Source organism: Mesorhizobium sp. WSM4310, assembly GCF_007003935.1.
GTDB lineage: Bacteria > Pseudomonadota > Alphaproteobacteria > Rhizobiales > Rhizobiaceae > Mesorhizobium.
Genome location: NZ_VFTA01000007.1, coordinates 126,296 through 145,306 on the forward strand (window position 1 = coordinate 126,296; position 19,011 = coordinate 145,306).

A 19,011-nucleotide genomic window follows, 5' to 3' on the forward strand; every position below is an offset into this window, starting at 1 on the left:
TCACCCCTTCGGGGCCGCGCGTCAGGTCGCGACCGCCTTGCCGCCGTTGACCGGCTTCTCCTCGTCGGCCGAAGCCTGCGGCCGCAGCTTGAACAGGATCAGCAGCGGTGCCGCGATGAAGATCGACGAATAGGTGCCGAAGACGACGCCGAACAGCATGGCCAGCGTAAACGAGCGGATCACCTCGCCACCGAACAAAACCAGCGCCAGCAGGGCCAAGCTGGTCGTCACCGAGGTCAGCGTCGTTCTCGACAGCGTCTCGTTGATGGCGTTGTTCAACAGTTGCGGCAGCGGCATGCGCTTGTATTTTCGCAAATCCTCACGAACGCGGTCATAGACCACGATCGTATCGTTCAGCGAATAGCCGATGATGGTCAGGATCGCCGCCAGCGATGACTGGTTGAATTCAAGCCCGGAGATGACGAAGAAGCCGAGTGTCATGACCACATCGTGCACCGTCGCAACGATGGCGCCGACCGCGAACTGCCATTCGAAGCGGAACCAGACATAGACCAGGATGCCGACCAGCGCGACCAGCATTGCGATCGTGCCTTGCTTGGCCAACTCCCCGGAAACCGTTGGCCCCACAACTTCGACGCGGCGGAAGTCATAATTGTCCTGCAGCTCGCCGCGCACCTTGTCGATGACCGTCTGTTCGGCGTTTTCACCGGCATCCTGCGTGCCGACGCGGATCAGCACGTCGTTTGGCGCACCGAACTGCTGCACCTGGACCTCACCGATGTTGAGATCCGACAGCCGGCCTCTGATGTCGGCGATGTCCGCATTGCCGCTCTTGGCCTGCACCTCGATCAGCGAACCGCCCTTGAAGTCGATGCCGTAATTGATGCCGACGGTCATGAACGTCACCACGGACAGGATCGACAGCGCGATCGAGAGCGTGAATGTCCAGCGACGGATGCCCATGAAGGGAATCTTGGTGCCCGGCGGAATGAAGGTCACCGGGGCCTTCGGCAATTCCTTCGGACGGGCGCGGCGCAACCAGATCGACACCAGCATGCGGGTGAAGGTGAACGCGGTGAACACCGTGGTCAGGATGCCGATGGCGTAGGTGATGGCAAAGCCCTTCACCGGGCCGGTGCCGAGATAGAACAGCACCACTGTCGCGATCAGCGAAGTGACATTGGAATCAATGATCGTCGCCAGCGCCTTCGAGAACCCGGTATCGATCGCCTGGATCACCGAGCGGCCGGCGCGTCGCTCCTCGCGGATGCGTTCGTAGATCAGCACGTTGGAATCGACCGCCATGCCGATGGTCAGCACGATACCGGCGATACCCGGCAAGGTCAGTGTCGCCCCAAGCAGCGACAGCAGGCCGACGATCATCGCCACGTGCACCGCCAGCGCGATGTTGGCGAGGAAGCCGAGGAAGCCGTAGGCAACGAACATGAAGGCAACGACGAGGATCGAACCGATGATGCCGGCCACCTTGCCGGCATGGATCGAATCCTGGCCAAGGCCCGGTCCGACAGTGCGTTCCTCAATGACCGTCAGTGTCGCCGGCAGCGCGCCGGCTCGCAAAAGCACGGCGAGATCATTGGCGCTCTGGGCGGTGAAATTGCCTGATATCTGGCCGGTGCCGCCGAGGATCGGTTCACGGATCTGCGGCGCCGAGATCACCTGGTTGTCGAGGATGATGGCGAACAGCTTGCCGACATTTTGCGAGGTCGCCTGGCCGAAGCGGGCGGCGCCCTTCGAATCGAAGCGGAATGAAACCACCGGCTCGTTGTTCTGCGAATTGTAGGTCGCCTGCGCGTCGACGAGGTTTTCGCCCGAAACGATGACGCGGTTTTCGATCAGATACGGAACCGGCGGATCGTCCTGGGAATAAAGCACCGAGGAGCCTGAGGGCGGGCGCCCCTTGAGCGCGTCCTGCACCGGCATCGACTGGTCGACCATCTGGAAGGTCAGCTTCGCGGTCTGGCCGAGGATTTCCTTCAGCCGCTGCGGATCCTGCAGGCCTGGCACCTGCACAAGGATGCGGTCGTCGCCCTGCCGCTGCACGATGGGCTCGGTGGTGCCGAGTTCGTTGACGCGGCGCTCGACCACTTCGATCGACTGCGCCAACGCGGTCGATGTGCGGTATTTGATACCAGCGTCGGTGACGGTGAATTTGAGTAGACCCGGCTCGGAATCATCCAGCGACATTTCCTGGATGGAGCCGCCAGAGAACAGGCCAGCGGCAACAGGATCGGTCAAGGTCTTCAACGCCTTTTTCGCGGCGTCGAGCTGGGCCGGATCCGTGATGCGCACCTGCAAGGTCCGCCCGGTGCCGGCAAGGCCGGTATAGCCGATCTTGGCGTCACGCAGCAGCGTGCGGATCTCGTCGCGCGTCGTCTCCAGCCGATCCTTGATCAGATCGTTCTGGTTCATCTCCAGCAGGATGTGCGAACCGCCCTGCAGGTCGAGGCCGAGCGTCATCTGCCGCTTCGGCACCCAGCTCGGCAGCTGGGCCAACGTGCTGGCGGGGAACAGATTGGGCGCGGCGAGGATCACTGTGATGGCGACGGCCACCCAGATCAGGATCATCTTGAAGCGCGAAAAATACAGCATATGGCGTCGTCCGTCAGAGCGTGTCCGCGGATCGCTCCGCCTTGAATTGGGTTATTTCTTGGCGTTCTGGTTGGCCACCGGTTCGCCCTTGACGCGCACATCGGCGATCGTCGAGCGCAGCGCCGTCACCTTGGTGCCACCACCAAGGTCGATCTCGAGCTCGTTGTCGTCGATCACCTTCGTCACCTTGCCGACGAAACCGCCGCCGGTGACGACCGTGTCGCCGCGGCGGACCGCCGCCAGCATCTCGCCGCGCTTCTTCAGCTGCGTGCGCTGCGGGCGGATGATCAGAAAATACATGATCACGAAAATCAGGACAAACGGCAAAATGCTGATGAACATATCGGGAGAGGCGCCGCCAATGCCTTGGGCGTATGCCGGTGTCACGAACATCGAGGTACTCCTGAATTTTGAAAACAGCCGCCAACCGTCCTGCGGAGTTTGGCGGCCCCTTGAAATTTGGCCGGAATATAGTCGGTAAAGTTGTCAATGCAACTGCGCGACCGACCAAATCGGCTGCTTTTCCGGCCTGTTCGCCCGTGTTAGAGCAGGATCGCGAAAAGCGAGAGCCGGTTTACCGAAAAGATCACGCTCGAACAAAAGGTTGGGACAGGTTTCGAACCCGACGGATTCGAACGTGTCCCACCTGCCTGCCCAGGAAACGAGCCAGAAGACCTGAAATGACCGACAGCACCATCGACGCCCTCAACAAGAAACTTGACCGCCTGATCGAGGCTGTCGGCCGCCTCGCCCCGCCGCCGGTGCATGAAACCGACCTCCGCGAGGCCGACTGCTTCGTCTGGCAGGCGGATCCCGGCTATCTTGAGCCGGTGCGCAAGGTAAACCGCGTCGACATCGGCCTGATCCGCGGTGTCGATCGCGTCCGCGACATCCTCGTCGACAATACCGAGCGCTTCGCCGCCGGCTTTGCCGCCAACAACGTGCTGTTGTGGGGCGCCCGCGGCATGGGCAAATCGTCGCTGGTCAAGGCCGTGCATGCCGAGATCAATGCCCGGGCCAAATCACAAAAGGCTAAATCCGACCTGCCGCTCAAACTGATCGAGATCCACCGCGAGGACATCAATACGCTGCCGAAGCTGATGGGTCTGCTGAAGGCCGCGCCCTTCCGCGTCATCCTGTTTTGCGACGACCTGTCCTTTGATCATGACGACACGTCCTACAAGTCGTTGAAGGCGGCACTTGAAGGCGGCGTCGAAGGCCGCCCGGCCAATGTCATCTTCTACGCCACCTCGAACCGCCGCCATCTGTTGCCGCGCGACATGATCGACAATGAGCGCTCGACCGCCATCAACCCGTCCGAAGCGGTCGAGGAGAAGGTCTCGCTCTCCGACCGGTTCGGGCTTTGGCTCGGCTTCCACAAATGCTCGCAGGATGAGTATCTCGAGATGATCAACGGCTATGCCAGCCATCATGGCCTCGACATCGACCCCGAGCAGCTGCGGGCGGAGGCGCTGGAATGGGCGACGACGCGCGGCAGCCGCTCGGGCCGCGTCGCCTGGCAATTCACGCAGGATCTGGCCGGCCGGCTTGGCAAGCCGCTCAAGGATTGAGGCGTCGCGCCAGTCGCACGTCGCGCGGCGTTTGGCCGATCTCGCGGCGCATCCAATGCGCCAGATGAGACTGGTGCGCGAAGCCCGTCAATTCCGCGACCTCGCTGGTGCTGAGATCTCCCTGCTGCAGCAGGGCACGCGCGCGTTCGACCCGACGTCGCAACACATAGCGATGCAGTGTGACGCCCGTCGCCACCTTGAACCATGTCCGCAAGTGCGAGCTGCTCGCGCCGGCCACCCGGGCCAGCCGATGGATCGAGAGCGGCTCGTGGAGAGCGGCCTCGATGTGCTCCAGGACGCGCTTGAGCTGGATATCCGACAGGCGGTTCGTTCGTTCGATGTCCATATCATCGGCACCAAGCAGCCTGACCGCCAGCGCGGCGCCAATGCTGTCGGCGAATAGAGAGCCACTCGGTGCGCCCGCATCGAGATCGCTCTGGAGCGCGCGAGCGAGATGCTCGATGCGCTGGTCACGAAGCAGGTGGCGCGTGTCGAGCCGCGACATCAGCGCCCTGCCGCCAAGTTCCGCCGCTACCCTTTCCATCAGGGCTGGCTGCAAGACGATCTCGATCGTGTCGAACGCGGTTTCGGCCTCGAAACCGCCCTCCTCGCCAGCTGGTACCAGGTCGATATCGCCGGCGCGCCTGACGAAATGGCGCCGAACCTGATTGCAGTAGGAGCGTGTCGCCGCGCTTGCATGCACCATGACACGATGGTGCGGCGCCCGCGGCAGACGATGGACACCTGCCTCGATGTGCCGGGAGATCATTGCGACGTCGGATGGGGATCGGGCCGGAGCGAATTGTGGACGCATGCTCTCTCGATTCGTGGCGAAACCTGTTCAAGATTTGGCAATTCCCGCGCGATTTTCAATGCCGCGAACCTGTACGCACGTCTCTCCATCAAGCTTGGAAGAGAGGTTGCCATGAGTTTCTATGTTGTCGTCGGCGCGGGCCCGGTTGGACGCGAGACCGCGCGCCTTCTTGGAGAGGAAGGACATGATGTCGTTCTCACCAGCCGAGGCGTCGGTTCGAACGCGCTGCCGAACGTGCGGACCATACAGGCCGATGCCACGCATGCCTCGGAACTATCGCGTATCTGCCGAGGCGCCGATGCCATTTTCATGTGTGCCATGGCCGCTTATGATCGGTGGCCGATCGACTTTTTCCCCATCATCGATGGCACCGTGCGCGCGGCCGAAGCGGTCGGCGCCAAACTCATCGTGCTCGGAAACCTCTATGGCTATGGGGAAAATGCCGATAGCCCGCTTCGCTCCGACCTGCCCCTGGATCCCACTTCGAGGAAGGGAACCGCCAGGACGATCATGTGGCAGCGGGCGGTTCGTGCCGACGTACCGGCGATCGAAATACGCTCCAGCGACTATCTCGGACATGGCGCGATCAGCTATTTTTCACTGATCGCGCTGCCCTTCATCATCGAGGGCAAGCCTACCGCCTTCATTGGCGACCTCGACGCAACCCATGCCTGGACCTTCACCAAGGACGTCGCGAGGACGCTGGTCGCGGCGGCCCGCTACAACGGCGAATGGGGACGCGCGTTTCACGTTCCCTCGCAATACGCCTCACCACGGGAGCTCATCCAGAAAACCGCGGCGGTGCTCGGACGAGAGGTTTCAGGGACACGTTCCTATTCCGCCCCTGAGATCGAATCCCTGGGCATGCATGAGGCCATCGAGATGCGCTACCTCTTCGAGAAACCCCTGCTGGTTGATGCCTCCGACACAGAAGCACTTCTGGGCGTGAAGGCCAGCAGCCTCGAGGAGATGATCGCCGACACGCTCCGCGATCATCTGTGAACCGCGCGGGCGGGCTTTGCACAAACTGAAAAAGCCCGCTCCTTGCGGAACGGGCTGAGCCGGCGGGCCGGACTGGAGGTCAGACGGCCCGCAAAATCGCTTTTTTTGTTCTATTCGAGATAGGTCGAGGGATCGACCGGCGCCGAGTTCTTGCGCACTTCGAAGTGCAGCTTCGGCGAGTCCGTCGTGCCGCTCATGCCCGAGAGTGCGATCTCCTGGCCGCGCTTGACCTTCTGGCCGCGCTGCACCTCGATCGAACTGGCATGGCCATAGACGGTGACCAGGCCGTTCTCGTGGCGCACCAGCACCGTGTTGCCGAATTCCTTGAGCCCGTCGCCGGCGTAGATGACGACGCCGTTCTCGGCCGCCTTGATCGGCGTGCCCGAGGGCACGGCGATGTCGACGCCGTCCTTGCCGGATCCAAAACCGGAGATAACCCGGCCGCGCACCGGCCAGCGCATCTTGCCGATACCCGTGGCATCGGGCGCCACCGCGTCGTCGTCCTCGGCCTGCTGGATGACCTTCGCGTCCTTCTTCGGCGGCGTATAGGATGCCAGCGTTTCCGACGGCGTGGCCTTTGCCGGAGGCTGCGTGGTTGCCGTGGTCACCGGATCGACTTTTGCCGGCTTGGCGCTGGCGACCGTCGCGGTTCCACCGGCCGGCACCTTCAGGGTCTGGCCGATCTTGAGCAGGCCATCCTTCATGCCGTTGGCCTGCTTAAGCGCAACGACGCCGACGCCGGTCTTTCTGGCGATCGAAGACATCGTGTCACCCGACTGGACCGTGTAGGTGCCGGCGGCGCCTGTTGCCTTGGCGACCTGCGCCGGCTTGGGCTCCTTGGGCTGGCTTGCGGCGGCCGAAGCATCGACCTGCGCGGCGGACTTGCCTTCCTTGAGCTTAGGCTGCTGCGGCAGGACGGCGACCTTGTCCGGCGCGGTGGCCGGCAGGTCGTGCTTGCCATCCTTCGCCGGCCCGTCCTTCAACGGCCTGGCGTCGGCGACCTTCGGCTCGGCCTTGCTCGAATAGGCATAGGCCGGAATGACGATCTTCTGGCCGGTCTTCAGCCCCTTGGTCGGGCTCAGGCCATTCACCTTCATGATGACATCGGCCGGCACTTTGTAATGCGCCGCCAGGCCGGAAATGGTCTCGCCGTCCCTGACGACGATCTCGGTCGCGTGCGGCCTGCCCGCCTCGGCCACCTTCGGCGCGTCGGGCTGGGCATTCTTGAACGGCTTGGCGGCCGGCTCCACGGTGCCGGTTGTCGTCCTGTCGACATGGGGAGCAGGCCGAACCATGGCCGGCGCCGAAGCGACACGCACTGGATTGGCGGCAGGCGCGAGCGCCGGCGCGGGTTGCGCCTGGGCTGAAACGGGCGGCGGCAACGGCCGGCTCGAAACCGGGTCGAGGCTCGAGCGGCTGATCGACTGCGTGTGGCTGCCGTCAAGCGGCGCGGCCGAGACATCGCCCGGATAGGGCTGTACGGCATCCTGCTTGTTGATGATGGCGCGCTGATTGTTGGTCGAGGAAGTGAAGACGTCGTCGACACTGTTGAACCGCGAAGCCTGGGAACTGCACCCGGCGGCCGCCCCCGCAATCATGAGAACAGCGCAGCCCCGCGCCAGATTGCGACTGTTTGTCTTCAAAACACTGAGTTGCATCGCACTAACCCGCACAAACGCTGCACCAACTGGATCGGATTAAAGCGCGTTAATGTTACTGGTCGGTTAACCCATTAGAATCCGACGAAAATTTTCTTAAAACATTCGAGTGCGCCGGAGGCGCGTTGAGATTCAGGTCAGACCGAGCCGAAAATGGTTGATACCGAGAACCGGAGCGGAGCGTACTTCAGTACGTGAGCACAGTTCTACTGCGACGCAGTAGAACGGGGAAGCGCAGGTGTCAGCCATTTGCAGGCCGGTCTCACCTGAATATCAATGCTCCTAGATGACCGCAGCTATGCTGCGCAGGATCGGCTGCAGCCGCACGAGGCCGATATCCTCGCGCTCGAAGCGGCTGCCGACCTTGGTGAGCTTGGCCAGCACCTGCTCGCCCTCCTCCGGCCCGATCGGCGCGATGACGATGCCGCCGCTCGACAGCTGGTCGAGCAGGAAGCGCGGCAGGCTGTCGAAGGCGGCCCAGGCCACAATGCGGTCGAACGGGCCTTCTGCAGGCAGGCCGCCGGAGCCGTCAGCCTGGCGCACGATGATGTTGCCGATGCCAAGCGCCTCGAAACGCTGCCTGGCCTGCTCGACCAGGGTCTTGTAGCGGTCGATGGTGACGATCCGCGCCGCCAGCCGTGACATCACCGCCGCCGTATAGCCGGAGCCGGTGCCGATCTCGAGAACGCGGTTTCCCGCTTCGATGGCAAGGGCCGCGATCACCGCCGCCTGCATGTCAGCGCCTTCGATCGCCTCGCCGCATTCGATCGGCAGCATGCGGTCGGACCAGGCGAGTTGGTGGAAGTGGGCCGCCAGGAAGCCGCGCCGTGGTGTCGCCTCGAAAGCCGCGATCAACGCCTTCGGCACGGTTCCCCTGCCGCGCAGGCGCAACAGGAAAGCGGCAAATCCTTCGCGGTCATCGATTGGCAGATTCATGCAAGCGCCTTGCTCAGCTGGTCACGGATCTCATGCGCGGTGAGGTCGAGCTGCAACGGCGTCACCGACACCAGACGGTTGCGCAGCGCGTGGAGGTCGGTGCCTTGCTTGCCCTCGACCGGCTCGCGGCCGAAGCGCAGCCAGTAGTAAGGCAGGCCGCGCCCGTCACGGCGCTCGTCGACCCACAGGCTGTGCACGAGTTTTCCTTGTGTGGTGACCACCGTGCCCGCGACCTCTTCGGGAAGGCAGTTGGGAAAATTGACGTTGAGAAGCACGCCGTCCGGCAGCGGCGTCGCGACGAGCTTCTTCAGCAGTGCCGGCGCAAGCGCCTCGGTCGTTTCATAGGGAACGATGCGATCCTCGCCGACATAGGAATAGCCCTGGCTGAGCGCGATCGAGCGGATACCGAGCAGCGCGCCTTCCATGGCGCCGGCGACGGTTCCCGAATAGGTCACGTCGTCGGCGATATTGGCGCCCGAATTGATGCCTGACAGGATCAGGTCGGGCGCGCCGGGCAGGATCTTCTTCACCCCCATGATGACGCAATCGGTCGGCGTGCCGCGCACGGCAAAATGCTTCTCGCCGATCCTGCGCAGCCGCAGCGGCTCCGAGATCGACAGCGAATGCGCATAGCCGGACTGGTCCTGCTCCGGCGCCACCACCCAGACATCGTCAGAGAGTGTGCGCGCGACGCGTTCGAGCGACGCCAGGCCCTCGGCATGAATGCCGTCGTCATTGGTCAGAAGAATGCGCATTACTTCGCTTCGATCTTTGCCAGACCGCCCATGTAAGGCCGCAGCACTTCAGGAATGGTTACGCTGCCATCCTCGTTCTGGTAGTTTTCGATGACGGCAATCAGGGCGCGGCCGACGGCGGTGCCCGAACCGTTGAGCGTATGGACGAAGCGATTGCCCTTGCCGTCCTTGTCCTTGTAGCGCGCGTCCATGCGGCGCGCCTGGAAATCGCCGCAGACCGAACAGGACGAGATTTCGCGATAGGCGTTCTGGCCGGGCAACCAGACCTCGATGTCATAGGTCTTGCGCGCGCCAAATCCCATGTCGCCGGTGCACAAAACCATGGTGCGGAACGGCAGTTCCAGCCGCTTCAGCACTTCCTCGGCGCATTGCGTCATGCGCTCGTGCTCGGCGAGCGAGGATTCCTGGTCGGTGATCGACACCAGCTCGACCTTGTAGAACTGGTGCTGGCGCAGCATGCCGCGTGTGTCGCGGCCGGCCGAGCCGGCTTCCGAACGGAAGCACGGCGTCAGCGCGGTGAAGCGCAGCGGCAGCTTTTCATGCGCGGTGATTTCTTCGCGCACGAGATTGGTGAGCGGCACCTCGGCGGTCGGGATCAGGCCAAGCCTACCCTCCCCATGCGGCGTGAAGAACAGGTCTTCCTCGAATTTCGGCAGCTGGTTGGTGCCGAAAAGCACTTCGTCGCGCACCATCAGCGGCGGGATCACTTCCTCGTAGCCGTGCTCGGTCGTATGCAGGTCGAGCATGAACTGGCCGATCGCGCGTTCCATCCGCGCCAATCCGCTCTTCAGCACGGTGAAGCGCGAGCCCGACAGCTTTGCCGCCCGCTCGAAATCCATCATGCCGAGCGCTTCGCCGACCTCGAAATGCTCCTTCACCCAGTTCGGCCGCGTCGGCACCTTGCCGACAATGTGTTTGACGACATTGTCGTGTTCGTCCTTGCCGACCGGCACATCGTCGAGAGGCACGTTGGGCAGCACCGCCAGCGCGTCGGTCAGCGCCTTGTCGAGCTCGCGCTCACGCGCCTCGCCATTCTGGATGAAGGTTTTTATATCGCCGACTTCGGCCTTGAGTTTTTCGGCAAGAGCGGCGTCACCCGAACGCATGGCGTTGCCGATCTCCTTCGAGGCGGCGTTGCGGCGCTCCTGCTTGGTCTGCAGCTCGGTGACGTGTTCGCGCCGCGCCTCGTCCCTGGCGATCAGATCATCGACCGTGGACTGCGCCTCGCCGGCCGACCACGAGCGCTTCACCAGAGCCTCGACAAGGGCCTTCGGGTTGTCGCGAATCCATTTGATGTCAAGCATGGTTTGAACGCTCCTGAGCTAAGCTCCGAGGGCGTAAACCGCATCCTTGACCGATGCAAGATGAGGCTGGGCGGCGCTTGTCGTTTTCCGCCGCCGCTGAGGTCTTACGAGGCAGCCGACGCCGGAGGCTCGTCCGGTGTCTTGTCGGCCACGGTCTCCCCGGCTTCCTGCTTCTCACGCGCCAGGCGCTCGCGCTCCTGGCTGCGCTCGATCAGCCGGGACGACCAGATGGCGACCTCGTAGAGCAGGATGGTCGGGATGGCCAAGCCGATCTGGCTCATCGGATCGGGAGGCGTCAGCACGGCGGCGACGACGAAGGCGATGACGATCGCCCATTTGCGCTTCTCGGCCAGCGCCTTGGACGACAGCATGCCTACGCGCGTCATCAGGCTGGTCACCACCGGCAGCTGAAACACCAGGCCGAAGGAGAAGATCAGCGTCATGATCAGGCTGAGATATTCCGACACTTTCGGTAGCAGCGAAATCTGCACCTGCTCGTCCGTGCCGGCCTGCTGCATGGCGAGGAAGAACCACATTACCATCGGGGTGAAGAAGAAATAGACCAGCGAGGCGCCCATCAGGAACAGGATCGGCGACGCGATCAGGAACGGCAGGAAGGCGTTGCGCTCGTTCTTGTAGAGGCCGGGCGCGATGAATTTGTAGATCTGCGTGGCGATCAGCGGAAAGGCGATGACCATGCCGCCGAACATGGCGAGCTTGACCTGCGTGAAGAAGAATTCCTGCGGCGCGGTGTAGATCAGCTCGACCTTGTGCGGGTCGAGACCCGCCCATTTCGTCGCCCATCTGAAGGGGACGACCAGAAGGTTGAACAGCCTCTTGGCGAAGAAGAAGCAGACCAGGAAGGCGACGAAAAAGCCGCCGAGCGACCAGATCAGCCGGCGGCGCAACTCGATGAGATGCTCGATCAGCGGCGCCGACGACTTCTCGATCTCGTCCTTTTCCTTGTCCGAAACGCTCACTTGGCGGCTCCAGCCGTCTTCTTGGCCGCCGGCTTCTTCGCCGGCGCAGGCTTCGGTTCGGCTTTCGCCACGGTCTTTGCCGCAGTCGCCTTGGCGGCGGCAGGCTTCGTCACGGCCTTTGTCGACGCCTTAGGCGCGGGTGCGGCTTTTACCGTCACCGTCTTCGCGGATGTCGAGGCCTTGGCTGGCACCTTTGCCGCCGGCGCGGCCTTGGCGGCTTTCCTGCCCGCCTTCGGCGTCACGACAGGTCCCGTGGACGCCACCACCACCGATTCATCGGTCATGGCCGGGAAAATCGGCGTTGGCGGCGTTGCTCCCGCGGCGCTGACGCCAGGCATTTCCGTCGCGCCGTTCTTCAACGGCTCGGACGCCTGCGGCGCCGTAGCCACCGGCGTTGCCGGATCGGCGGCCGGCTTCGGCTTCATCGCCGAGTCGACGCCGGCACGCACATCGGCCGCAGCCTGCTCGAACGGATTGAGCTGTTTTCTGATCTCGGCAACGGGGCTGAGCCCCCTGAGCTCGTCGACCGACTTCTTGACGTCGTCGAGTTCCGCTTCCTTCAGCGCTTCGTTGAACTGTTTCTGGAAGTCGGCGGCCATGGCGCGCAGCTTCGCCGTCGTGCGGCCAAAGGTGCGCAGCATATTGGGCAAATCCTTCGGCCCGACGACCACGATCATGACGACCGCGATCACCAGCATTTCGGTCCAGCCGACTTCAAACATGGCACTCTGTTCCGACTAGAACTTTTTGGCTCAGCTCTTGCTGGCTTTTTCCTTCACGGCCGAAACGGTCTCGTCGGCACGGTGTTCGACGGTGCGCTTGTCGTCGGCGACGTCGTCGTCTGCCATGCCCTTCTTGAAGCTCTTGATGCCTTTGGCCATGTCGCCCATCAGCTCGGGAATCTTGCCGCGGCCGAAGACCAGCAGCACGATCACCAGCACGATCATCCAGTGCCAAATCGAAAATGAACCCATAGCAAATCTCTCTCGAATGTTTTCCCTGGCGATGATCTATGCGTTTTCGCGTTGGGATTCAAACACAACAGCGACAGAGTTTATGAAAGGGTGACGGATGTCACGCTTTTTCGACTCGCTGGCCCGCTACCAATCGGCGCATCTACGACCTATCGGCGCGCTTGGACAGAGCGCCAGTGGTCAATCTTCCGTGACGCGTGGCGTCAGCAGGCCGAGTTCCTCGAGATCGATGTCGGTCAGCGGATCCTCGTCTTCCGTTAGCAAGTCGGGATCGGCCGGCGGCTGCGGGATGGAGAAATTCGACGGCATGCGGCCCGAGAGCAGGCCCGCCCCCTTCAGTTCTTCCATACCGGGAAGATCGCGGATTTCCTCGAGCGCGAAATGATCGAGGAAGGTTTCGGTGGTGCCATAGGTGACGGGGCGGCCAGGTGTCTTGCGGCGGCCGCGCATGCGCACCCATTCCGTCTCGAGCAGCGTGTCGAGCGTGCCCTTCGACGTCTCGACACCGCGGATATCCTCGATCTCGGCACGCGTCACCGGCTGGTGATAGGCGATGATCGCCAGCACTTCGAGCGCCGCGCGCGACAGCTTGCGCTGCTGCACCGTATCGCGGCTCATCAGGAAGGCGAGATCGCCGGCGGTACGGAAAGCCCAGGCGTCGCCGACCCGCACCAGATTAACGCCGCGCCGGGCGTAGACCTGCTGCAGCTCGGCCATGGCCAAAGCAACGTTGATGCCGTCGGGGAGGCGCGCGGCAAGCTGCTTTTCGCTGACGGGTTCGGCGCTGGCGAACACGATCGCCTCCGCCATGCGCACGGCCTCCGCAATATGCAGGCGCTCGGCCGGGTTCTGCATCGGATCCTCGGCCGAAGTCCGGTCGAGCTCGCCTTCCAGCTCATCGTCCACCTTGAAGGGGATAACCGAAGCGTTGGCGCGTTCGCTCATGATGCCACCTCGACTGCCTTGATTGCCGGTGCGCGGTGATCGCGCAGATAGATTGGCGCGAACACCTCGTCCTGTCGCAGATCCATCTTGCGCTCGCGCACCAGTTCCAGTGTCGCCGCGAACGAGCTGGCGATCGCCGTGCGCCGCTCTTCCGGGCTGGTCATGTATTGGATGAGGAAGCTGTCCAGCGCCGTCCAGTCGCGCAGCGAGCCGATCAGCCGGGTCAGGATGTCGCGCGCGTCCTTGAGCGACCAGACGCCACGCCTGGCGATCGTTACATTGGTGATCGCCTGCTTCTGCCGCTGCTGGGCATAGGCGGTCAGGAGATCGTAGAGCGACGCCGAATAGGCGTTGCGCTTCTCGATGATCACCATTTCGGGCATGCCGCGCGCGAACACGTCGCGGCCGAGGCGATTGCGGTTGACTAGGCGGGCCGCCGCATCACGCATCGCTTCCAGCCGCTTCAGCCGGAACTGCAGCACGGCCGCCAGTTCCTCGCCGCTCTCGCCCTCTTCGCCCGGCTGCTTGGGGATCAACAGCTTCGACTTGAGGAAGGCGAGCCATGCCGCCATCACCAGATAGTCGGCCGCAAGTTCGAGCCGCAGCGCCCTCGCCTTCTCGACAAAGGCCAGATACTGCTCGACCAGCGCCAGGATCGAGATGCGCGCCAGGTCGACCCTCTGGGTGCGGGCAAGATGCAGCAGAAGATCGAGCGGGCCTTCGAAGCCGGCCACATCGACGACCAGCGACGGGTCGCCGGTGACGCGTGAATCGTCATTCTCGGCCCACAGGCGGTCCATCGGTGCGGCCTTCGCGGCCTTGCCTTCCAATGTTTCCGCCACTGCCTCTGTCACTTCCCTTGGTTAGGCCACCGCATCGAAATAGGTGGCGAATTCAGCGCGTATCTCGGTTTCCTCTACCGCGTCGCGTTTCCTTATATAGGTCAGCGCCCGCTTTGCACGCTCCAGCGACTTGCCTTCAAGCCCCGTGGTGCGCGACGCAATGCCCGCCATCTCCTCGAAAACGCCGTTGCAGTGAAGGACCAGATCGCAGCCCGCCGCAAGGATCGACGCCGCCTTTGTCGGGAAATCCCCAGAAAGTGCCTTCATCGAGGTGTCGTCGCTCATCAGGAGCCCGTCGAAGCCGATGTCGCGGCGGATGATCTCGTCGATGACCTTGCCGGACGTCGTCGCCGGGTTCTTGGGGTCGATGGCGCTGTAGACGACATGCGCCGTCATCGCCATCGGCAGGTCGTTGAGCTCTCGGAACGGGGCAAAGTCATGCCGCTGCAGGTCGCTGAGCGACGCGTCGACCGTCGGCAGCTCGAAATGCGTGTCGGCAAAGGCCCTTCCATGCCCCGGAATGTGTTTCATCACGGGCAGCACGCCGCCCGACATCAGGCCTTCGGCGGCGGCACGGCCGAGCTCGATGACCGCGCGCGGCTCCTTGCCGTAGGCACGTGCGCCGATGACGTCGCTGGCGCCTTCTATCGGCACGTCGAGCACCGGGAGGCAATCCGCGGTGATGCCGTAGCGCAGTAGATCGAAGGCGTGCAGGCGCGCCATCAGCCAGGCAGCACGGGCACCGGCCTCATGATCGTCGCGCCACAGCGCTCCAAGCGCCCCGCCCGCAGGGTAGTTCGGCGCCAGCGGCGGCCGCAGGCGTTGCACCCTGCCGCCTTCCTGGTCGATGAACACCAGCGCGTCCGGCCGCCCGATACAGTCGCGCATCTCGGCGACGAGATCGCGGATCTGCTCGGTCTCGCCGATGTTGCGGGCAAACAGGATGAAGGCCCACGGGCATTCATTGCGATAGAAATTGATTTCTTCGCGGGTGAGCGATTTCCCGGCACAGCCGAGGATCATGGATTTTGATTCGGTCATGCCAGGAGTCTAGGGCTTCGCGCGGCCAAAGGGAATCGTCTGGAAATGCATGCGGTCCGACGCCCGAAATGCTTCCACATGAAAAAGCGCTGGGCGTATGAAAAAACCGGCGCGACCTTGGGCCGCGCCGGCTTTGATTGGTTGAACGCGTCTAGCGCGACACGAAGCAGTTGCCGCCGGCGGCCTTGTAGCTGGTGCACAAATTGATGGCATCGTTGCGTGACTGGGCCACAACGCGGACGCGGTAGAACGTGCCCTTGCCGGCTATCTCGGCCTTGACGATGTTGGCGGTGCGGCCGGCAAGCACGCTGCCATAGCGGCGCTGCAGATCCTGGTAGGTCGACTGGGCGCTTTCCACCGTCGGCTGCGAAGCAACCTGCATCGACCAAGAACCGCTGCCGGTAGCCGTCGTTGCCTGGTCGATGGAGGCGACCTGATCGGGCTTGACCTCGCCGACGACGTCGACGGGCTGGTCGGATGGACGCTGCGGCGCGATCGCAACCTTGGCCGGAGTATTGGCCGACTGCGCCTTGGCCGGCTTGGCCGCCGGCTTGAGGGCCGGCTCATCGCCCGATTGGGCCGCGGCGGGCGCCACGGTGCCGGTCTGGTCGGCATCGGCGGACGGCGCGACGTGCTGCGGCGCCGGATCGCTCGGTTCAGCGGCCGCCACCTGCGGCGCGGCCGGCGCCGGATCGTCGCGCGGCACCAGCGAGCCGTCCGATTTGACCACCATCGTCCTCACCTTGCGCGGTGCGACGGCGACGACATCGGTGTTGTTGCCCTTGTCGGTATCCTGCAGCACCTGCGCGATGCGATCCTCGGACTTGGGCGCTGGCGCCGCATTGTCGGTCGGCGCAAGATTGCCAGCCGGCGCCGCACTGGCGGTCGGCGCGGCATTGCCGTCATCGGCTCCGCCGACGACAGCACCCTGGCCGGCAGAAGGATCGGCGGCACGGGCCGGATCCTTCGCCTGCACATCCACGGGAACCTCGGTGTTGGTGACAAGCTTCTGCTGCACCGGTTCGGCGGGCTTCGCGCCCTTGACCACCGCGTCGTAAACCTTGTTGTCCTGGTTCGGCACCACGGTGCCGCCCGGATTTTCCGGCTTGACCTTGATCGGCGAATTGTCGGCCTTGACGATCACCGGCGCTTCGCTGCCGCCCTTGCCGCCGAAAGACAGTGCAAAGGCGCCAAGACCGCCAGCGACCGCCACGGCACCGACGATCGCCGCGATGAACAGGCCACGGCGGCCCGACGGCCTGGCCGCTTGCCGCTCGCCGAGACCCGGAACGGACATTGCTTCGTCCAGTTCAGGATCATAGTCGAGCTCATCGACGGTGAAATCGTCCGCCTGCGAGACCGGCTGGCTGCCAGGCAGACTGTCGAGATCGAAGCCGTCGGCGGCGTCGGCATAGCCGGTGTTCGCTGCAGCACGGGCGGGCATTTCCGCCGGCCGCGCCGCATAGGTCCGCGCTTCCGGCTGAAGGGCCGGTTTGACCCCGCCATAAGCCGGTTTGGGTTCTTCGTACGCCGGCGCATGATAGGCCGATTTGAATCCGCCATCAAAGGATTCATCGGCATAGGCAGCGCTGCTTGCGGGTGCGGCTGGAGCAGGCGCGACCTCCACCGAATTCATTTCCGTCAGAAGGCTGGCGAACTCTGCGTCGAGATCGTCATAGCCTGATGCGGCCGGTTCATCTTCCTCGAAATGCAGTTCCGGGATGTCGAGATCGTCCGCCAGCGCCACGACGCGCTCCGGCACATCGACCGTTTCGACATCGGGCATCTCTTCGTAGCGCGACGACTGTCGCGGCTGCGGTGCGGATGCGGGCGCCGCATAGGGCGCGGCCGCAACCGGCTCGGGCGCGCGGTAGGGCGGCACCACAGCCGCCGCTGGGGCCATTTCAGGCGCGGCGGTCCTTGCCGTCATCGAAGCGGCCGGCTGCGCCGCGAATGCCGGCTGTTGGGGAACCGGTGTCACGCGGCTCCACGAACGGGTCGGCTCGGTCGGTGCGGAGCGTTCGGCCAGCCAATCGGGGGAATCGGTCTGATCCTGCCGCCAAGCTGCCTCGTCGCGCGGATCGAGATCCCCGGCCAAGGCCGCGTCGAACGCATCATCGTCGAAATCGATGTCGCTATGATTGGCGGCGTCCGCGCCCAGATCCTGGCCGTGAAGCTCATCGAGCGGCAGATTGTCGAGATCGGCATCGGCGGCGTGAGCCGCGCTGGAGGCATGCGGATCCTCGGTCGCATGTTCGTCGAGATCCCAGTCGAGATCGGCAGGCTCCTCGGCGGCCTTTGCCGGCGCGGGAACATACGACTGAACGGGAGCAGCGGCCGGCTGAGCCGCAACGGGTTGAGCGGCGGCGGGCTCGGGCTCGGGCTCGGGCTCCTTGGCCGACGGCGGCGTGCGCGCCGTCATGGCGCCCAGAAGTGCGTTCAACTCGTCTTCGAGGCTACGCTCGTCCGCCACGGGGGCCGGCGCCGGCTCGGCCATGACGGCTGCCGGCGTTGCCGGAGCTATCGGCTGGACCGCGGCAGCGGCAACCTCGGCGACCGGCTCTTCGGCAGCCTCGGCGAACGAGTCGTCCAGGTTCAGATCGAAATCATCTTCCGAAACGGCTTCGGAGTTCGAGAACTCGTCCATCGCATCCACGGCATGAGCGGGCACTTCGTGCGCTTCCGCCGCATCAAAGGCCACCGGCGGGTCCGCCTGAACGTCAAAATCCATATCGACATCCGCCATGGCGTCGTCGAAATGCCCCTCGAAATCCTCGTCGGCGATCGCCGGGGTTTCATTCGCGGCGGTCAGCCCCGGCTCCGGATAGTCTACTGCGGCCGCAGCCGCATGGGGCTGATCTGCAGAATGGTCGTCGAGCATCAGCTCGTCTTCGAGCGAAATCGCGACCGCATCGTCGAATTCGTGCGCGGCGGCCGGCTCGACAGCCATCGGCACTTCGGCAACGGCCTGCTGGGGCTCGACGGCTTCGTCCTCGATCTCGGCGGCATGGTCCTCGACGTGGAAATCCTGGTCGAGCGAAGCGGCAAGCTCTTCTTCCATCGGCAGGTCGTCCTCGAAGGGCGAAACGTCTTCGAGCGAACTGGCGACGGCATTGTCGAAATCGGCGTCGAAGGCAGGCTCGACGGACGGCGCGGCTTCGGCAGCGCCAGGGTTGGCATGGCTGACGACGAGCCCCTGCTCGTCGGCACCCGCGAGGTCCAGATGGAAATCGTCGTCGAGCGACAGCGCAAGATCGTCGTCGGCCGCGTCTGTGGCAGCCGTTTCGAATGCCGGCTCATGAGCCTCGACAACCGGAGCGGCGACACTGTCGCCAGCGTCGAACTCGCCCATCAATTCCTTTTCGAGGTCGATGTCGAAATCGTCCTCTTGCACGGGCTGACTGGCAACAGCGGCCTGCGGCTCGACCCGCGCCTGCGGCTTGACTGGCTGGCGTGGGTCGAATCCCATGATCCTGGTCAGTTCCGCGAACGGATCATCGTCAGTGATGTCGTTGTTGTCGGCTACTCTCAGCTGGGTTCTGTCTGCCATTATTGTTCCCGAACTCGCACTCATTCGGACGCCATGGACGTCGCGCAGGGTTGGCCCTTACCAGCGCA

At 63.9% G+C, this 19,011-nt stretch carries 16 protein-coding genes; 2 read left to right on the forward strand and 14 right to left on the reverse strand.

Annotated elements, in window-relative coordinates; genetic code table 11:
- Nucleotides 1-21: 21 nt before the first annotated feature.
- Together secDF and yajC are read right to left on the reverse strand one after the other, a co-directional pair.
- On the reverse strand, nucleotides 22-2,571 hold the full coding sequence (gene secDF, locus FJV80_RS10635; protein ID WP_142876318.1) for a protein translocase subunit SecDF: 2,550 nt from the start codon (nucleotides 2,569-2,571) through the stop codon (nucleotides 22-24).
- 51 nt (nucleotides 2,572-2,622) lie between these two features.
- Nucleotides 2,623-2,964, reverse strand: coding sequence for a preprotein translocase subunit YajC (yajC, locus tag FJV80_RS10640; RefSeq protein WP_010909882.1), 342 nt, complete (start codon nucleotides 2,962-2,964; stop codon nucleotides 2,623-2,625).
- Nucleotides 2,965-3,251: 287 nt separating this feature from the next.
- Here yajC and FJV80_RS10645 point away from each other — a divergent pair, with 287 nt between their 5' ends.
- The gene (locus tag FJV80_RS10645; RefSeq protein ID WP_142876319.1) at nucleotides 3,252-4,142 is read left to right on the forward strand and encodes an ATP-binding protein; all 891 of its coding nucleotides are present in this window, start codon (nucleotides 3,252-3,254) and stop codon (nucleotides 4,140-4,142) included.
- Here the strand turns inward: FJV80_RS10645 and FJV80_RS10650 are convergent.
- Nucleotides 4,132-4,956, reverse strand: a complete 825-nt coding sequence (locus FJV80_RS10650; protein ID WP_142876320.1) for an AraC family transcriptional regulator — start codon at nucleotides 4,954-4,956, stop codon at nucleotides 4,132-4,134. The two genes, FJV80_RS10645 and FJV80_RS10650, sit on opposite strands and share 11 nt — an antisense overlap.
- Nucleotides 4,957-5,067: 111 nt before the next feature.
- On the opposite strand from FJV80_RS10650, the gene FJV80_RS10655 reads away from it, so the two are divergent.
- The gene (locus FJV80_RS10655) at nucleotides 5,068-5,958 is read left to right on the forward strand and encodes an NAD-dependent epimerase/dehydratase family protein (protein WP_142876365.1); all 891 of its coding nucleotides are present in this window, start codon (nucleotides 5,068-5,070) and stop codon (nucleotides 5,956-5,958) included.
- A gap of 110 nt (nucleotides 5,959-6,068) precedes the next feature.
- On the opposite strand, the gene FJV80_RS10660 is transcribed toward FJV80_RS10655, so the two are convergent.
- The 11 genes from FJV80_RS10660 to FJV80_RS10710 all read right to left on the reverse strand — a co-directional run bounded on the left by FJV80_RS10660 (nucleotide 6,069) and on the right by FJV80_RS10710 (nucleotide 18,943).
- Nucleotides 6,069-7,616: a peptidoglycan DD-metalloendopeptidase family protein gene (locus tag FJV80_RS10660; RefSeq protein WP_142876321.1), complete on the reverse strand. Its 1,548-nt coding sequence runs from the start codon at nucleotides 7,614-7,616 to the stop codon at nucleotides 6,069-6,071.
- 282 nt (nucleotides 7,617-7,898) lie between these two features.
- On the reverse strand, nucleotides 7,899-8,552 hold the full coding sequence (locus tag FJV80_RS10665) for a protein-L-isoaspartate(D-aspartate) O-methyltransferase (RefSeq protein WP_142876322.1): 654 nt from the start codon (nucleotides 8,550-8,552) through the stop codon (nucleotides 7,899-7,901).
- Nucleotides 8,549-9,307 (reverse strand): 5'/3'-nucleotidase SurE, encoded by a 759-nt coding sequence (surE, locus tag FJV80_RS10670; RefSeq protein ID WP_095772855.1) that lies wholly within the window; start codon nucleotides 9,305-9,307, stop codon nucleotides 8,549-8,551. Before surE ends, FJV80_RS10665 begins: the two co-directional genes overlap by 4 nt.
- Nucleotides 9,307-10,611, reverse strand: a complete 1,305-nt coding sequence (gene serS, locus FJV80_RS10675) for a serine--tRNA ligase (RefSeq protein ID WP_095772856.1) — start codon at nucleotides 10,609-10,611, stop codon at nucleotides 9,307-9,309. The genes surE and serS overlap by 1 nt, the downstream gene beginning before the upstream one ends.
- Before the next feature lie 104 nt (nucleotides 10,612-10,715).
- Nucleotides 10,716-11,591, reverse strand: coding sequence for a twin-arginine translocase subunit TatC (gene tatC, locus FJV80_RS10680; protein ID WP_095772857.1), 876 nt, complete (start codon nucleotides 11,589-11,591; stop codon nucleotides 10,716-10,718).
- Nucleotides 11,588-12,313, reverse strand: coding sequence for a Sec-independent protein translocase protein TatB (gene tatB, locus FJV80_RS10685; protein ID WP_142876323.1), 726 nt, complete (start codon nucleotides 12,311-12,313; stop codon nucleotides 11,588-11,590). The genes tatC and tatB overlap by 4 nt, the downstream gene beginning before the upstream one ends.
- 30 nt (nucleotides 12,314-12,343) lie before the next feature.
- The gene (locus FJV80_RS10690; protein ID WP_010909892.1) at nucleotides 12,344-12,565 is read right to left on the reverse strand and encodes a twin-arginine translocase TatA/TatE family subunit; all 222 of its coding nucleotides are present in this window, start codon (nucleotides 12,563-12,565) and stop codon (nucleotides 12,344-12,346) included.
- A 180-nt stretch (nucleotides 12,566-12,745) separates the two neighbouring features.
- Nucleotides 12,746-13,510, reverse strand: a complete 765-nt coding sequence (scpB, locus tag FJV80_RS10695) for an SMC-Scp complex subunit ScpB (RefSeq protein ID WP_142876324.1) — start codon at nucleotides 13,508-13,510, stop codon at nucleotides 12,746-12,748.
- Nucleotides 13,507-14,310 (reverse strand): ScpA family protein, encoded by an 804-nt coding sequence (locus tag FJV80_RS10700; RefSeq protein ID WP_142876366.1) that lies wholly within the window; start codon nucleotides 14,308-14,310, stop codon nucleotides 13,507-13,509. Before FJV80_RS10700 ends, scpB begins: the two co-directional genes overlap by 4 nt.
- A gap of 63 nt (nucleotides 14,311-14,373) precedes the next feature.
- The gene (nagZ, locus tag FJV80_RS10705; RefSeq protein WP_095772860.1) at nucleotides 14,374-15,393 is read right to left on the reverse strand and encodes a beta-N-acetylhexosaminidase; all 1,020 of its coding nucleotides are present in this window, start codon (nucleotides 15,391-15,393) and stop codon (nucleotides 14,374-14,376) included.
- A gap of 151 nt (nucleotides 15,394-15,544) precedes the next feature.
- Nucleotides 15,545-18,943: an SPOR domain-containing protein gene (locus FJV80_RS10710; RefSeq protein ID WP_142876325.1), complete on the reverse strand. Its 3,399-nt coding sequence runs from the start codon at nucleotides 18,941-18,943 to the stop codon at nucleotides 15,545-15,547.
- Between the last annotated feature and the right edge of the window lie 68 nt (nucleotides 18,944-19,011).

What these genes read in the sequence shown, in the direction of transcription:
- secDF (WP_142876318.1), bottom strand. Translation starts at nt 2,571, where the DNA reads ATGCTGTATTTTTCGCGCTTCAAGATGATCCTGATCTGGGTGGCCGTC.
- yajC (WP_010909882.1), bottom strand. Translation starts at nt 2,964, where the DNA reads ATGTTCGTGACACCGGCATACGCCCAAGGCATTGGCGGCGCCTCTCCC.
- FJV80_RS10645 (WP_142876319.1), top strand. Translation starts at nt 3,252, where the DNA reads ATGACCGACAGCACCATCGACGCCCTCAACAAGAAACTTGACCGCCTG.
- FJV80_RS10650 (WP_142876320.1), bottom strand. Translation starts at nt 4,956, where the DNA reads ATGCGTCCACAATTCGCTCCGGCCCGATCCCCATCCGACGTCGCAATG.
- FJV80_RS10655 (WP_142876365.1), top strand. Translation starts at nt 5,068, where the DNA reads ATGAGTTTCTATGTTGTCGTCGGCGCGGGCCCGGTTGGACGCGAGACC.
- FJV80_RS10660 (WP_142876321.1), bottom strand. Translation starts at nt 7,616, where the DNA reads ATGCAACTCAGTGTTTTGAAGACAAACAGTCGCAATCTGGCGCGGGGC.
- FJV80_RS10665 (WP_142876322.1), bottom strand. Translation starts at nt 8,552, where the DNA reads ATGAATCTGCCAATCGATGACCGCGAAGGATTTGCCGCTTTCCTGTTG.
- surE (WP_095772855.1), bottom strand. Translation starts at nt 9,307, where the DNA reads ATGCGCATTCTTCTGACCAATGACGACGGCATTCATGCCGAGGGCCTG.
- serS (WP_095772856.1), bottom strand. Translation starts at nt 10,611, where the DNA reads ATGCTTGACATCAAATGGATTCGCGACAACCCGAAGGCCCTTGTCGAG.
- tatB (WP_142876323.1), bottom strand. Translation starts at nt 12,313, where the DNA reads ATGTTTGAAGTCGGCTGGACCGAAATGCTGGTGATCGCGGTCGTCATG.
- FJV80_RS10690 (WP_010909892.1), bottom strand. Translation starts at nt 12,565, where the DNA reads ATGGGTTCATTTTCGATTTGGCACTGGATGATCGTGCTGGTGATCGTG.
- scpB (WP_142876324.1), bottom strand. Translation starts at nt 13,510, where the DNA reads ATGAGCGAACGCGCCAACGCTTCGGTTATCCCCTTCAAGGTGGACGAT.
- FJV80_RS10700 (WP_142876366.1), bottom strand. Translation starts at nt 14,310, where the DNA reads ATGGACCGCCTGTGGGCCGAGAATGACGATTCACGCGTCACCGGCGAC.
- nagZ (WP_095772860.1), bottom strand. Translation starts at nt 15,393, where the DNA reads ATGACCGAATCAAAATCCATGATCCTCGGCTGTGCCGGGAAATCGCTC.
- FJV80_RS10710 (WP_142876325.1), bottom strand. Translation starts at nt 18,943, where the DNA reads ATGGCAGACAGAACCCAGCTGAGAGTAGCCGACAACAACGACATCACT.